9 protein-coding genes are annotated in these 13,939 nt (G+C 55.9%); 7 read left to right on the top strand and 2 right to left on the bottom strand.

Annotation, left to right across the window (positions count from 1 at the left end):
* Positions 1-161: 161 nt before the first annotated feature.
* From wecB to ABL922_RS00775, 3 genes are all read left to right on the top strand, one after another.
* Positions 162-1,295 carry a UDP-N-acetylglucosamine 2-epimerase (non-hydrolyzing) gene (wecB, locus tag ABL922_RS00785; protein ID WP_349022301.1) on the top strand — a complete coding sequence of 378 codons (1,134 nt, stop codon included), beginning with the start codon at positions 162-164 and terminating at the stop codon, positions 1,293-1,295.
* Positions 1,292-2,572, top strand: coding sequence for a UDP-N-acetyl-D-mannosamine dehydrogenase (wecC, locus tag ABL922_RS00780; RefSeq protein WP_349022300.1), 1,281 nt, complete (start codon positions 1,292-1,294; stop codon positions 2,570-2,572). The genes wecB and wecC overlap by 4 nt, the downstream gene beginning before the upstream one ends.
* A gap of 74 nt (positions 2,573-2,646) precedes the next feature.
* Entirely contained in the window at positions 2,647-3,369 is a 723-nt protein-coding gene (locus ABL922_RS00775; protein WP_349022299.1) for a methyltransferase domain-containing protein, read from the top strand.
* Between the two features lie 142 nt (positions 3,370-3,511).
* Here the strand turns inward: ABL922_RS00775 and ABL922_RS00770 are convergent, their stop codons facing one another.
* Positions 3,512-5,650 carry a polysaccharide biosynthesis tyrosine autokinase gene (locus ABL922_RS00770; protein WP_349022298.1) on the bottom strand — a complete coding sequence of 713 codons (2,139 nt, stop codon included), beginning with the start codon at positions 5,648-5,650 and terminating at the stop codon, positions 3,512-3,514.
* An 801-nt stretch (positions 5,651-6,451) separates the two neighbouring features.
* Between ABL922_RS00770 and ABL922_RS00765 the strand changes: the two genes are divergently transcribed.
* Together ABL922_RS00765 and ABL922_RS00760 are read left to right on the top strand one after the other, a co-directional pair.
* A complete protein-coding gene (locus ABL922_RS00765; RefSeq protein ID WP_349022297.1) occupies positions 6,452-8,794 on the top strand; it encodes an O-antigen ligase family protein in 2,343 nt (780 codons plus the stop codon).
* 11 nt (positions 8,795-8,805) lie between these two features.
* Positions 8,806-9,825, top strand: a complete 1,020-nt coding sequence (locus tag ABL922_RS00760; protein WP_349022296.1) for an NAD-dependent epimerase/dehydratase family protein — start codon at positions 8,806-8,808, stop codon at positions 9,823-9,825.
* 167 nt (positions 9,826-9,992) lie between these two features.
* On the opposite strand, the gene ABL922_RS00755 is transcribed toward ABL922_RS00760, so the two are convergent.
* Positions 9,993-11,180, bottom strand: coding sequence for an O-antigen ligase family protein (locus ABL922_RS00755; RefSeq protein ID WP_349022295.1), 1,188 nt, complete (start codon positions 11,178-11,180; stop codon positions 9,993-9,995).
* A gap of 601 nt (positions 11,181-11,781) precedes the next feature.
* Between ABL922_RS00755 and ABL922_RS00750 the strand changes: the two genes are divergently transcribed.
* Together ABL922_RS00750 and ABL922_RS00745 are read left to right on the top strand one after the other, a co-directional pair.
* Positions 11,782-12,597 (top strand): hypothetical protein, encoded by an 816-nt coding sequence (locus ABL922_RS00750; protein WP_349022294.1) that lies wholly within the window; start codon positions 11,782-11,784, stop codon positions 12,595-12,597.
* The coding region (locus ABL922_RS00745; RefSeq protein ID WP_349022428.1) for a DNA polymerase Y family protein at positions 12,497-13,939 on the top strand (1,443 nt) is incomplete at its 3' end. The genes ABL922_RS00750 and ABL922_RS00745, both read left to right, overlap by 101 nt.

The raw sequence follows: 13,939 nt of genomic DNA, 5'->3' as shown, positions 1-13,939 counted from the left end.
AGACCATCGATCACTATGCATTCCTTGCCCTCGGGGCTCATTGAGCTCGGACCCTCTATCTTGCCTGTTCCTGAGGTGGTGCAGAAGACAATGGAGCCTCGATCCTGGAATCGGGCGAGCATGCAGTATGTCGATTCAACTCAGGACTGCATCGAAGCACCATGACTTATCGGATTCTGAGCGTTTTCGGTACCCGACCGGAAGCTATAAAAATGGCTCCAGTCGTAAAGCGGCTCGAACAGGCTCGCGATATGGAATCGCGCGTTTGCGTAACAGGCCAGCATCGCGAAATGCTCGACCAGGTGCTGCAGTTGTTTGCAATCGAGCCAGATTACGACTTGAATCTCATGCGCTCAGGACAGTCATTGGTGGATATAACCAATGGTGCGCTTTCAGGCCTTGATGATGTGCTTGGCGAGTATCGTCCGGATCTGGTTCTGGTGCACGGCGATACCACCACAACATTTGTGGCGTCGCTGGCATCCTATTATCGACAGGTCGCAGTCGGCCATGTCGAAGCCGGACTGCGGACCGGGAACATTTATTCGCCCTGGCCGGAAGAATTGAACCGGAAACTGACGGGTTCGATTGCTCGCCTCCATTTTGCACCAACCGCTCAGGCACGTGACAATCTGCTCGCTGAGAATGTTGATCCGGACAGCATCCTTGTAACCGGCAACACTGTGATAGATGCATTGAAGCATGCGGTTGGCCTGCTGGAGGATGATCAGCACCTTATGTTGGAGTTTGCAAGTCGGTTCGAACTTGATCCGGCGAAGCGGATGGTTCTTGTGACCGGCCATCGGCGTGAAAGTTTTGGCGGCGGCTTTCAAAGAATATGCGACGCGCTTTTAGGCTTAGCTGAACGGCAAGATATTGAAATCGTGTACCCCGTTCACCTTAATCCGAATGTCAGGGCACCTGTGACCGAACGGCTCGCTCACCTGCCCAATGTTCACTTGATTGATCCGGTGGAATATTTGCCGTTCGTCTATCTGATGTCGAAGTCAGCGCTCATTCTGACGGATTCCGGCGGTGTGCAGGAAGAAGCGCCGTCACTGGGAAAGCCGGTACTGGTGATGCGCGATACGACCGAACGACCCGAGGCTGTGGCTGCTGGAACGGTAAAGCTTGTCGGCACCGACGCCGGCCAAATCATGCGCGAAGCATTTCAACTGCTTGATGACAAGCAGGCCTATGAAAAAATGAGTGTTGCGCACAATCCGTATGGCGATGGCCTCGCCGCGTTGCGGATCGTTGACGCGATCCGCGAGTTCGCCCAGAGTGCAGGATGACTGAACCAAAAATGCAATTCGACAAAATCTCGGTCATCGGACTCGGCTACATTGGCTTGCCAACGGCGGCAATGTTCGCTTCCCATGCTGTAAAAGTTGTCGGCGTCGACATACGCCCTGACGTTGTGGCTACAATCAATGAAGGCCGCATCCACATAGTCGAGCCCGGGCTGGAGGATGTGGTCCGCAAGGCTGTCGAAAGCGGAATGCTGAGCGCCACGACAGTGCCCGAAGCGGCAGATGCATTCATCATAGCGGTGCCGACGCCCTTCAAGAGCCAGGACCATGAACCGGACCTGTCATATATCGATGCCGCGTGCAGGTCGATCGCACCCGTCCTTGCGAAGGGCAATCTTGTCATTCTGGAATCGACGTCTCCCGTCGGTGCAACGGACTGGATCGAGGAGATGCTGGCCGAATTGCGTCCGGACCTCCATTTCCCAAGATCTTCGGGCGAAAACACCGACATTTTCATAGCACACTGCCCGGAGCGTGTTTTGCCCGGCAAAGTCATGGCCGAGCTTATCAGCAATGACCGCGTTATCGGCGGCGTGACTAAAGGCTGCGCGGAAGCAGCCGTCGCGCTATACAATATTTTCGTCGAGGGCGAGTGCGTTATCGCAAGCAGCCCGAAAGCTGCCGAGATGGCCAAGCTGACGGAAAACAGTTTTCGCGATGTGAATATCGCATTCGCTAACGAACTTTCGTTGATATGCGACAAGCTGGATATCAATGTTTGGGAGCTTATCCAACTTGCCAACCGCCACCCTCGTGTCGACATATTGCAGCCAGGGCCTGGCGTTGGCGGTCATTGCATCGCTGTCGATCCGTGGTTCATTGTTCATTCGGCTCCGGAAGAGGCCAAACTTATTGCGACTGCACGGAATGTGAACGACGCTAAGCCCGAATGGGTGCTAGAAAAACTTCGTACGCTGATCGCGAATTGCCTGACTGCTCAACCGGATCGGCAATTGTCCGATATTGTAATCGCTTGCTATGGCCTTGCGTTCAAGCCCGATATTGATGATTTGCGGGACAGCCCAGCTCTTGCGATTGCGAAACGAGTTGCCGAAGAGCATATCGGCCCCGTGCTTTTAATCGAGCCCAATGTTTCGACCGCACCAAAAGGTTTAGGCCGCGCAGAGCTATGCAACATAGCTGATGCGCAAACCGCCGATATCCATTTGTTGCTCGTCGATCATAAAGAGTTTCGAGCGATTGCCCGACCGAAAGGCAAAATTCTCGATACTAGGGGATTGTGGAAACAGGCGTCGTGATATGGATCACCCGGAATCAGTTTTCCGGCCAGTTCAAATTAATTTCGACTTTACAGTCAATTGAGGAATAAGTTATGCGTGCAATCGATGTCACCTCGCTTGAGGGTGAGCGTTATCTAAGCGGTGAAATATTTTCCGACTATGGGAAGTTTGTGGCACCGATCCGTGCAACGTTTGCCAACCGGATTGACTGCCTGGTCGAACTCGTCAGAGGCAAGAAAATTTTGCACATTGGGTTTTGCGACCACCAGCCGCTGCTCGAAGAGCGCATTTCACAGGGACTTTGGCTGCATACTCATTTGATGCGCGCGGGAACGCGCTGCGTTGGCATCGACATCGACAAAGTAGCCGTTGAGAATGTCAGTCGAGTGACAGGAATTGCGGACATTTTCGTTGGCGATGTCACCCAACCCGGATTGGATATCATCACAGGTGAAAAATGGGACGTGGTCGTATTTGGAGATGTTATCGAGCATATTCCTGATCCCCGGAATTTTCTAAACCGTTTTCTGGAGCATTATGGGAAGAATATATCAAGCGTTGTGATATCGGTCCCAAATTGTCAAAGAATAGGCGCAATCAAGGGGTCTATTACCAACAGTGAAATGATAAATAGTGATCACACTGCTGAGTATTCTTTGTTCACTCTTGCTAAGCTCGCGAATAAATCTGGCTTGGAAGGACTGAATTTTTATTTTAGCGCTTATGCAAACGCGCCCGTCTGGAAGCGCTTAATTCTACGATTGTTCCCAAGATTCAGCGATTCGTTAATCGTAACAGGACGAGTTAAGAAGTAACCGAACAAGATATATATAGGGAGTGCCCGTCAAAACCTGAATCAAATGTTGGTTTCTCATGCCAACTGGGTTTTTTACAATCCTCTATAGACCTCGATCGTTTTACTCAGCAGCATGCTCTGGTAAGATTTCGACAAATTTATCAATCCAACGCTTTTGTCTGGGATTGCTCGCCATAGCCATAGCCATAGCCATAGCCATAGCCATAACCGGCCTGTCTGCTCTTGAGCTTTGTCAGAACGACACCGAAAACATGAGCTTGGACGGATTGAAGGCGACCCAGCGATGCCTTGATGCCCCGAAGTGCGACACCTTCCGCCTCGGCAACGAACACGCAACCTTCGACTGCCCGGGAAAGCAGCGGGGCGTCCGCTAGTCCTAGGATCGGCGGCGAATCGACCACGATGTGGTCGAAGCTTCCCAGAAGCTGTCTGATAAGCATGAGCATCCGGTCGCTGCTCAGCAGTTCGGCTGCGCTGGGTGGCGTTGGACCTGCCGGGATCAGGCTCAATCCCTTCATCGGTGTTGGCGCGATCAACTGGCGCCAATCATCTTCGCCGGCCAGAAAGTTGCTGAGCCCGATCAGGTTTGTTTGCCCGGTAAACTGATGCATGGACGGGGAACGCATGTCTGCATCAATTAGCAGGACATTTTTTCCGGTCCGGCCCAGAACTGTTGCCAGAGCAAGACTGGTAGTGCTTTTACCCTCCGCCGGCCTGGTGCTGGTGACCATGAACGAACGGGGAATGCCATGATCAGTCGAGAAAGCCAGGTTAGAGCGAATGCTCAGATAGGCTTCGGATAGTATCGATTTGGCATCTTCGAGAAGCTGGAGTGCGTCTTCATCCTCAACGTCAGGCACGCTGCCCAGCAATGGAATTTGTAGAAGGCGATGCACCTGGTGCGGGTCCCGAAGGCCCTCGTCAATCTGGTCGAGCGCGAATGCGGCGACGACCGAAAGACCAAGGCCGGCGAGGATTGCCATTGCCATATTCAGCAGCAAATTTGGCGACGAAGGCCGATCAGGTTCGGTCGCAACATCGACAATCGCGATGTTGTTCGTTCCGACACCCGCGACACCGATTTCCTTATACCGTTGCAGCAGCCCGTCATAGAGTTCCCTGTTGGTGTCGGCCTCGCGTTGATATATGTTGTACTGAATACTGTCGCGCTGTTGGCGGTTCATTATGGTCTTCAGCTCATCAACTCTGCGCTTGAGATCAGCCTCGCGAGTCACGGCTTCGCGATATTCCGATGATCGGCTGTTAAGCACCCGACCCTCTTCACGCGATATGCTCGAATCAAGCGCTTTCAACTGTTCTGACAAAGCCACGGCGGCTGGGTAGCCCGGTTCAAACTGGGCCATCATTTTCGCATATTCCGCTGCGACTTCTGCCCTTTTTTGACGCAACTGGCCTATGGCAATGTTGTTGAGCGATTCCGGATTTGCACCGCCACTGCGCTGAAGCGCCTTGCTTTCGGCGGATATGCGATCCGCAGTAGCTTGGGCGAGTGATGCATTCAGGGCTTCAAGATCGCTTGAAACAAGGGTGCGTTCAACCTCGGTCCGGCCGTCCGCATTCTTGCTTTTACCCAGTGCGACAATGCCTTTTGTTTCTGCATAGTTCACCAGATCACGCTCGGAGGTTTCCAGCCGGGCACGAAGATCCGCAAGGCGGCCTTCAAGGAATTTTCTTGCGTCTGCCGTGGAGGCGAATCGCCGGTCCATGCTTTGCTCAATGAACTGTTGCGTCCATGCATTGGCGATCTTCGATGACATTGCCGGTGAGGCGCTGGTATAGCTCACGTCCACCAGAGCCGAATTGCGGATCGGCGAAACCGTGATGTGGTCTAGAAGCAGCTCTACAGCACTGGTTTCCCGTTCCTGGCGTTCCTTTGCGGTAAGAGGCCGACCACTGTTTGTTGCGAAAAGTCCGCCGGTTCCAATTTGGGCCCCGTGTGCGTCGAAAAACCGCTGGTCATTCGCCAGCCGCAATTGCCGCACTACCCGCTCCGCGAGTGACCGTGCTTCCAACAGAGAGTGCTGGGTTTGATAGAATTCGAGATCCTGTCCGGATTCGGTCGATTCCACACCCTGCACATTGGTGATTTTCTTCTGTTCGCGGCTGATCTCGATGCGCGCTGTCGCGGTAAATTGTGGCGTGGCGAGCAACGTTGCGACAAAACCGGCGGCCAGCGAGAATGCGACTATACCAAGAATAATCCACTTCCAGCGGATGATAACCTGCCAATATTGAAGCAATATTGGTGGAGCGAGCATATTGTTGTTCTCGGCTTGCTCAGCTGTAGAAAACGCAAACTGATTAGATTCGATAGCCGCAGGGCTGGATTGTAACATCTTCTAATAATCCTGAAGGCAAAATTCATTCGCAAGGCAGATCGCTTCTACCTCAACCGACTGACGTTATTCAACAACTGACATTCGTTAAATCGCTCAAGCTAGCGCAGCCAGCTAGCCCAAAGCAGGAGGGACTTCCATCTATTTTTCGTGTCCCGAGGCTTAATCGAAGACAGCTTTTACCATACGGCTCAGACCTGCCGATGGAATGCGGGATTGACCACGCTAACTCTGTGCCTACCTTCCGTACCGCGATGTAGGTAGAGGAGTAAGTTGCGCTTGCAGCATTGGGACCAGGACATTAGTCCGTCCGCAGCCTAGGGCATGGGCAGGACCGTTTTAATGAAAAGTTCTTCTTTGCCTAGCCGATCAAAAACTGTCAGGTGAACCGTGAAAATCGACAAAAGCAACCGTCCAGCCCCGTCGCTGTATTTCTGGGGGATGGCCGCATTTCTGGCGCTTGTGTCTTTCACAGGAGGGGGGACCAGGGTCGACATCCAATCGTCCGCAATCCTGCTTCCGGCCTCGGTATTTATGTGCGGCGCGGCCCTCGTCACAATTCGAAGAGAGCATTTGCGCGGACAGGTCTGGTTCGCACTGCTGCTTGCGCTGTCGGCATTGCTCGTCGTTATTCACATAATGCCGTTGCCCCATGGAATTTGGAGTAAACTACCCGGCAGGCAACTGGTATCCGAAATAGATCAAGTCGCCGGGTTGGGTGCCATGTGGCGTCCGATAACGCTCACGCCAGCAAATGGCTGGCAAGCTCTTGCCTCGCTCCTTCCAGCACTGGCGGTGTTTCTGGTCGGAATTCAATTGGCGCGCGAAGATCTGTACCGATTGCTGGCGGTCATGATTGGTCTGGGGTTGCTTTCGGCGGTCTTTGGGTTGTTGCAGGTCGTCGGTGGTTATGACGGGCCCCTGTATCTTTATGACATTACAAGCAACGGCTACGCGGTAGGCCTGTTTGCCAACCGCAATCACGCCGCAACTCAGTTTGCATGTATTTTCCCGATGCTCGCTGTTTTTGCAACAACTCTCGATAATGAGAGCCATCTATCCCGCACGCGGTCAAAGGCAATCGTCGCCGCTTTGGTCGCCGCCATCCTTGTGCCTTTGGTTCTGATTACGGGTTCCCGGACAGGCGCGGTCCTTGCGCTTCTCGGGTTAGCAAGTACGATCTTGCTGTATAAAGGCCAACGGTCTCGGGACCAAGGCGGAAAGCATGGCAAATCCCCCCGTATCGGTCTGGGTGTCGGCCTCTCAATCTTTGCGCTATTGGCATTGATTGTGCTGAGCGTGGTTTTCGCTCGGGCCGCTTCGATCAACCGCTTCATGACGCAGTCCAATGTCGATGATGTACGCTTTGAATATTGGCAAATTGCAGTTGAAATGTTCTGGAAATATTTCCCATTGGGGTCTGGTGTCGGCTCCTTCGCCGAGGCGTTTCAGATCGACGAACCTGCCCGGTTGTTGGCGAACACATATTTGAACCGGGCACATAATGATTGGCTCGAAACAGCGGTCACCTTCGGCATTCCGGGGCTGGCAATCCTGTTGTTCGCTGTGCTCGCCTATTTGAAACGTGCAAGAATCGCCTGGTTTTCGAACGGCAGATTGTCGCGATCAATATTATATGCCCGCATGGCCAGCATATCTATCGGCCTGATAGGACTGGCCAGTGTCACCGATTATCCGCTGCGAACACCGGCACTGCTATGTTTTCTTGTTGTCCTGGTTCTATGGCTGAACCTTCCTTCGGCACCTCGTACATCGATGCAGGAATCGGGCGACATGGGCGAGGTTGATGGCTTGTCAGACCGTTCGATCGCCTCCCGACACTCGCGACCGGGCCGCCGACTGTCGACGCAGGTAAACAAGTTACGCCTGCTGGCTATTTGCGCTGGCGTGCTTGTCATTGGTTGGATGACATTCGCGCTTGCCGTGAGCGGCATTGCCCGCAACAAGGCGCCTTCAACGGCCTTGAAGTTTGTACCATTTGAGGCATCGGCGTTAGCAAGCCGGGCTGACGAGTTGTTCTTTTCCAACCCTACCCGACCACCTGAAGCGTCTTTTCGACTGGCAACGAAGGCGCTGGAAGGACAGGCGATCAACGCAAAAGCGCTAAGGCTGCTAGGTTATCGGGCAGATTTGCGTGGCGATCAATCTAGGGCGGCTGCATTGATGCAGATGAGCCAGAGGCTCTCGCGTCGCGATGCGGGGGCACAATTGTGGCTGATAGAGGCCAGCGCCCGGTCAGGCGACATCCTTAAAACTTTGGAGCACTATGATACGGCGCTGACTACGAAGCCCGAGACGTCTGCGTTGTTATTCCCCCGCTTGTTGGCCGCGCTCGAGGATCCTGACGTGCGCGACGGACTCGCATTGCGCCTTCGCAGGCCCAAGGACTGGACAACTAATTTCCTAGAATTCTCGATTGCGTCAGCTTCGGATTTGACGCCAATTGTGCGCTTGATCGACCAAATTGGCGGGGTGCCGACAAGTCCTGCCCAGCAGAAGCAACAGCTTTTGCTGCTTGATCGGCTGGTAGCCGCAAATCGGTTTGACGACGCGCGCACCATATTGCGCACTATGACCAAAACGGCCGACTCCCAGAACACTGTTGCGGGCTTCCGGAAATCTGACCTTTCAGGCAGGCTGGGTGTAATGGGTTGGCAGCTTCAAGATGACCCAAATGGAGGCGCAAGCTTTTGGGAAGCGGCAAACGGCAAGGCAATTGAACTGAATGTCTTTGCTAATTCTGCAACCACCAAGGGAGTAGCAGGAAGACTGCTGTATCTCGAACCCGGCCAATATGTTTTTCAAGCTCGGACAATCAGCTTTGAACGCGGCAATGGTGGCTTCCTTCGCTGGCAAATGCGATGCCCTGCAGCAGGCGGACAAGTTGTCTGGACAATTGACAGTATCGACACTTCGTCAAGGGCTACATTCTCCATCCCCGCGAATTGCGCTGTACAGTTTCTCGATTTAATAGCGTCTGGCGGTAGAGGACAGACGGGCCTTGAGGCGACCATTGCTTCGGTATCGATTTCGCCGATTGACTGAGAGACGGGATCTTGGACCAGAGACGCATTTTCATCACCGGGACGGCAGGCTTTATTGGCTATCATCTCGCCGAACTCCTGCTCGCGCAGGGCCATATCGTCGGCGGCTATGACGGCATGACCGACTATTATGACGTCCGGCTGAAACAACGCCGCCATGCGATGCTCAACCAGCATGAAGGGTTTTCGGCGACCGAGGCGATGCTGGAGGATCAGGAGCGGCTTGATGCGGCCATCTCATCCTTCCAGCCGGACGTGATTGTCCACTTGGCAGCGCAAGCCGGTGTTCGCTACAGTATCGACAATCCGCGCGCCTATCTCGATGCGAATATCGTCGGCACTTTCAATGTTATGGAGGCGGCGCGCGCGGCGGGAGTGCAGCATCTCCTCATGGCATCAACCTCCAGCGTCTATGGCGCGAATACAGACATGCCCTTTACCGAAACTGAGCGCGTTGCAACACCGCTCACCTTCTACGCCGCCTCCAAACTCGCCAATGAGGCGATGGGGCATAGCTATGCCCATATCTACAATCTCCCCGTCACCATGTTTCGCTTTTTCACGGTCTATGGACCTTGGGGACGGCCGGATATGGCGCTGTTCAAATTCACCAAGGGCATCATCGACGGCACCCCGATCGACATTTACAATAATGGCGACATGTGGCGCGACTTTACCTATGTCGAGGATCTTGTTCGCGGCATTGCGGGCCTGATCGAGGCCACCCCGCAGCGCCCCGAAAAGCCCGAGGGCATTGCGCCCGGCGATAGCCTGAGCCCCGCCGCGCCCTTCCGCGTCGTCAATATCGGCAATTCGGACAAGGTCCGCCTGATGGATTTTGTCGATGCCATCGAGGCGGAGATCGGCAAGAAAGCGATCCGCAATTATATGCCGATGCAGCAGGGCGATGTGCCTGCGACTTGGGCGGATGCGTCGCTGCTTCAGTCGCTCACAGGCTATCGCCCCGAAACGCCTTTCCGCGAGGGCGTGGCGCGCTTCGTGCGCTGGTATCGCGACTATTACGAGTGCTGAGCACTCTCTGATTTGCTTTGGCGTGCCCTTTTTACGGTTGCAGTTCCGAATCTACTCGTTTTGGTGCTTTAATGCCATTGATGGCTCGCTCAACGGCAATAGGGTGACGGTCGCGATTTGAACGGCTGCATGATTGCGAGGTCAGATGCAGTCCGGCTGTGTGAGCCTTACTTGTCAGGTGCAGATTGCAGCCCATCAGGTGCGAAAGCTAACGCCACGGCAACAGCTAGCATCATCAGCGGATAATTGTAGTAGAGCGCTGCATCGTACATCGCTAAGATGCAGGTCGTCGCTATCATCCCAAGGGCGGAGACGCGCACCAGAGAATCTAGCTGCAGCCTTGCCTTTCTTAATATGGGAAGGATCGCAACAGCCAATATCGCGCTTCCGACAAATCCTATCGATATCAAGGATTGCAGCACGATATTGTGTGGTTGCTTGAAACCTTGGAAACTTTCGAACCGAATCAACTGGAATTGGTCCAGCCCCCAACCGAAGATCGGTCGATCCAAGATCTTGGGGAGGGTTTCGAGCCATATTGTTGTTCGACCACTAGAAAGATATGTAATATCACTCGTGACATTTGTGAATCGGATAATCCCGTAGGACGGATGCGGAATTGGTAAGGCTAAACTTGCCAGAGCGCCAAGTATGAAAATTAAGAAACTGAACTTTAGGATGGCTATCCTGAAACTGGATGCCGCCCACAATAATATGCTCAGCGCTCCCAAAATAGCAACAATTGAGCCACGAGACCCTGACCAGAACGCTAGCAGAATAGATACAAATCCGCCTAAATAAGCTATGACGTATTCTCGTTTATTTGATTTTTCCGTAGGCATTTCAGGAAGCGACGCAAGCGCCATATAAAAACCACACACTACAAAAAAACTTAGTCCGCGAACGTGCGTCAAGCCGGGCACCTGTGATATCCACCCCGGGCCGACGGGAACGAAAAATAGGAGCGACACCCCCCAGATTATACAATAGGCGATAACACCCAGCGCGATGCATTTCGCGAGAAGTTTTCTCTGTGGATTCGAAAATCCGGCAATAAGCTGGAAAATGAGCAGTGCAAAAATCACATGCACCAGGAAAACGATGATAGCCATCGGTATCCGCCCCGGATCTTCCGCGCCGATGAACCATGGGATCATGCAAAAACCTGAAAGCAGTGGCAGTGCAATTTGCGTTGCCCGCGGCAAACAATGCCACGCTCTGGCTATCGAATGGCCGTTCCGCATTCCAATTAATATGATGGCAAGCTGGACAAGCGTTGGCGTCAGTGAAAAGCTACGAATGATAACACGATAGCGCGAGAAGTCGGTCGCAAAATCCCAAGGTACAATGGTCATCAGGGCGGGGCATGCCGCGAGGGTTAGGATGACTCCTATTTGTGTGGCTGTTAACCGAGCTTGCTGCACATTTCCCCCCTGAACCAACAGTCAGCCATTCAGCCGCCAACCTTCGTTTCATTGCAGTCCTTACACTGCTTTCTATTATTTTCAATCTGACCCATTTTTTTGAGCCTCCACAATAAACTTGGATGACATCAATAACTCCGGGTGCGGTAGCATAATGCAGGCTGCATTTTGGCTTAGTGAGGTGCCTCCGCCTTCTTGGACAGTTTGGCGGCGGTTTGAGGGTATCTCGGTTGTCATTGATGCCCCTATGTTTTGATTGTTGTATCCGCCGATTCGTATCGACCGAGATTCTCCCGGACAGGCCCAATTGGGGACGCTGGTGCTATAGTCGGTGATTCACCGGCCTAGACCAGCTCGCAGATTCGATCCGGTCTCAAAGCTGTTGGGGCTAGACGCACCCGTGGCTTCAGGGATCGCCAGAGGCATTCGATGAAGGCATTGTTCATCCACTGCCCGGCACGTCGCAGGTGCCACGCCATCTCACGGCACCCCTTGCTTGACCGCTTTTCAAAATAGAACATAATATGAACATATGCGAGTCGGTGATTCTCCTCTTTGCGTCCCCCGGGGCGGCAATGGCCTGTTGCGGGTCGGGGTGCAGCGCTGGGCGAGCGGCGTGGCATCGCTCGATACGGCGCTGGGCGGCGGGCTGGCTTATGGGCGCGTGCATGAGTTGTATGCGGCACAGGGAGAGGATGTTCCGGCGGCGGCCGGTTTTGCGCTTGCCCTGCTGACGGCCATGGCCGGGCTCGAAGCGGGAGATGGCCGTGCAGCACTCTGGTTGCGCTCGCGCCGGGCGGTGCGGCAGGGGGGTGTGGTGCAGGCCAATGGTTGGACGGAACTGGGCGGGCAGCCCGGAGACTGTATTTTCGCCATGATTGCCGATGCGAAGGATCTGCTCAAGGCCGCGGTCGATGGCTTGCGCAGCGGGGCGCTGGGGGCGGTTGTTGTCGAAACGCAGGGGAACCTGCCCGAGCTCGACCTGACCGCGAGCCGCCGCCTTGCGCTTGCTGCCGAGAAATCGGGGACGACGCTTTTCCTGCTGCGCAATGGGGCAGAGCCAGTGCCGAGTGCGGCTGAGACGCGCTGGCGGGTGGCGGCGGCACCTTCGCGCGCACTCCCCGCCAACGCCCCCGGTGCGCCTGTTTTCGATATTGAATTGTTGCGCCAGCGTTCGGGCCCGTCGGGCCTCAGCTGGCAATTGGAGTGGAACCGTGACCGACGCATCTTCACCGAAGCGGCGGCAGCTGGCGCTCTGGTTTCCCTACCTGCCCGCGGATCGCCTGCGGCAGCAGGAGCCGAACCGGATCGCCCAGAGGCCAAAGAGGCAATCCAGCGCGCCGCCTGACGCAGCGCCAGAGTCGCCTGTCGTCTTTGTCGCCAAACAGAAAAATGCGCTGCGGCTGGCGGCGGTGGATGCGGCTGCGCAGCGCCAAGGGCTAGCGCCGGGAATGGCGCTTGCCGATGCGCGGGTGCGCGTCCCCGGCCTGATTGCGGTCGAGGCCGATACGGCGGCGGACCGGCACTGGCTTGGGCTGCTGGCGCGTTCCTGCACGCGTTTCTCCCCGCATGTCGTGCCGCACCCACCCGATGCTATCGCCATCGACATCGCGGGGTGTGAGCATCTCTTTGGTGGCGAGGCAGGGCTGACCGAGGCGCTCGCCGAGCATGTCGAGCAGCGCGGCATGACGGCGCGCATCGCCTGCGCCGCAACGGCAGAGGCTGCGCTCGCGCTCGCCCGCCATGCCCGGCTGCCGGTGGTGGAAGAGGGCAAGGCCATCCGGACGCTTCCGGTGACAGCGCTCGGCCTCGATGATGAAGCGACGCTGGGGTTGGTGCGCGCTGGGCTGAAAAGCATTGGCGCGGTGGCGACACGGCCAAGGGCGGCGCTCGCGGCGCGTTTCGGGATAGAGGCGGTGCGCGCGCTCGAACGGTTATTGGGCGAAGAGCATCGCCCCGGCACGCCGCTGCGCCATCAGGCACCCTTGCGTTTCGAACGCCGCTTTGCCGAACCGGTCGCGCACGAAAGGGCGGTTGCGGTGGCCTTTGCCGAATTGCTGGCGGAAGGCGCGCAGGTGCTCGAGGAACGCGGGCTGGGCGGGCGACGTTTCCGCCTGACGCTCGATCGCAGCGACGGCGCGAAGCGGCGGCTCGTAATCGAAACCGGCGCGCCGACGCGCGATGCCGCGCTGGTGCTGCGGCTGTTCGATGAACGTATCGCTAGCCTTGCCGACCCGCTCGATCCGGGCTTCGGCTATGACCGGCTGCTGCTCCATATCCCGCTGGCGGAGCCGCTCGTCGCGACCCAGCCTGCGCTGGACGGGGCGGAAAAGGCCGATGGCCGCCTCGCCGAGCTGATCGACCGGTTGAGCACGCGTCTTGGCCCCGGGGCTATCCGGCGGCTGGTGCCCAATGACAGCCATATCCCCGAACAGGCGCAGCTCGCGCTGCCTGCCATCCATGCTCTCGCACCGGTGCGCTGGCCCGCCCCGCGCAGCGGCGAGCCACCGCTGCGTCCGCTCTTCCTCTTCGATCCGCCGCAACCGGTTGAGGTGATTGCCGAGGTGCCCGACGGCCCGCCGCACCGCTTCCGCTGGAAACGCAATTTGCACGAGGTGCGGCTCTATGAAGGGCCCGAGCGGATCGCGACCGAATGGTGGCATCTACCGCCTGCCCCCCTCCCGCCTGCG

This window comes from Sphingorhabdus sp., assembly GCF_040079335.1.
In the GTDB taxonomy this organism is placed as follows: domain Bacteria; phylum Pseudomonadota; class Alphaproteobacteria; order Sphingomonadales; family Sphingomonadaceae; genus Sphingorhabdus_B.
Note: the sequence above shows the minus strand (reverse complement) of the source record. Positions and strands in the feature narration are given on the sequence as shown.

Bases quoted from the DNA above. Each gene is read 5' to 3' on its own strand.
- ABL922_RS00770 (WP_349022298.1), bottom strand. From the start codon at position 5,650: ATGCTCGCTCCACCAATATTGCTTCAATATTGGCAGGTTATCATCCGC.
- wecC (WP_349022300.1), top strand. From the start codon at position 1,292: ATGACTGAACCAAAAATGCAATTCGACAAAATCTCGGTCATCGGACTC.
- ABL922_RS00750 (WP_349022294.1), top strand. From the start codon at position 11,782: ATGCGAGTCGGTGATTCTCCTCTTTGCGTCCCCCGGGGCGGCAATGGC.
- ABL922_RS00775 (WP_349022299.1), top strand. From the start codon at position 2,647: ATGCGTGCAATCGATGTCACCTCGCTTGAGGGTGAGCGTTATCTAAGC.
- ABL922_RS00755 (WP_349022295.1), bottom strand. From the start codon at position 11,180: ATGACCATTGTACCTTGGGATTTTGCGACCGACTTCTCGCGCTATCGT.
- ABL922_RS00765 (WP_349022297.1), top strand. From the start codon at position 6,452: ATGTGGCGTCCGATAACGCTCACGCCAGCAAATGGCTGGCAAGCTCTT.
- wecB (WP_349022301.1), top strand. From the start codon at position 162: ATGACTTATCGGATTCTGAGCGTTTTCGGTACCCGACCGGAAGCTATA.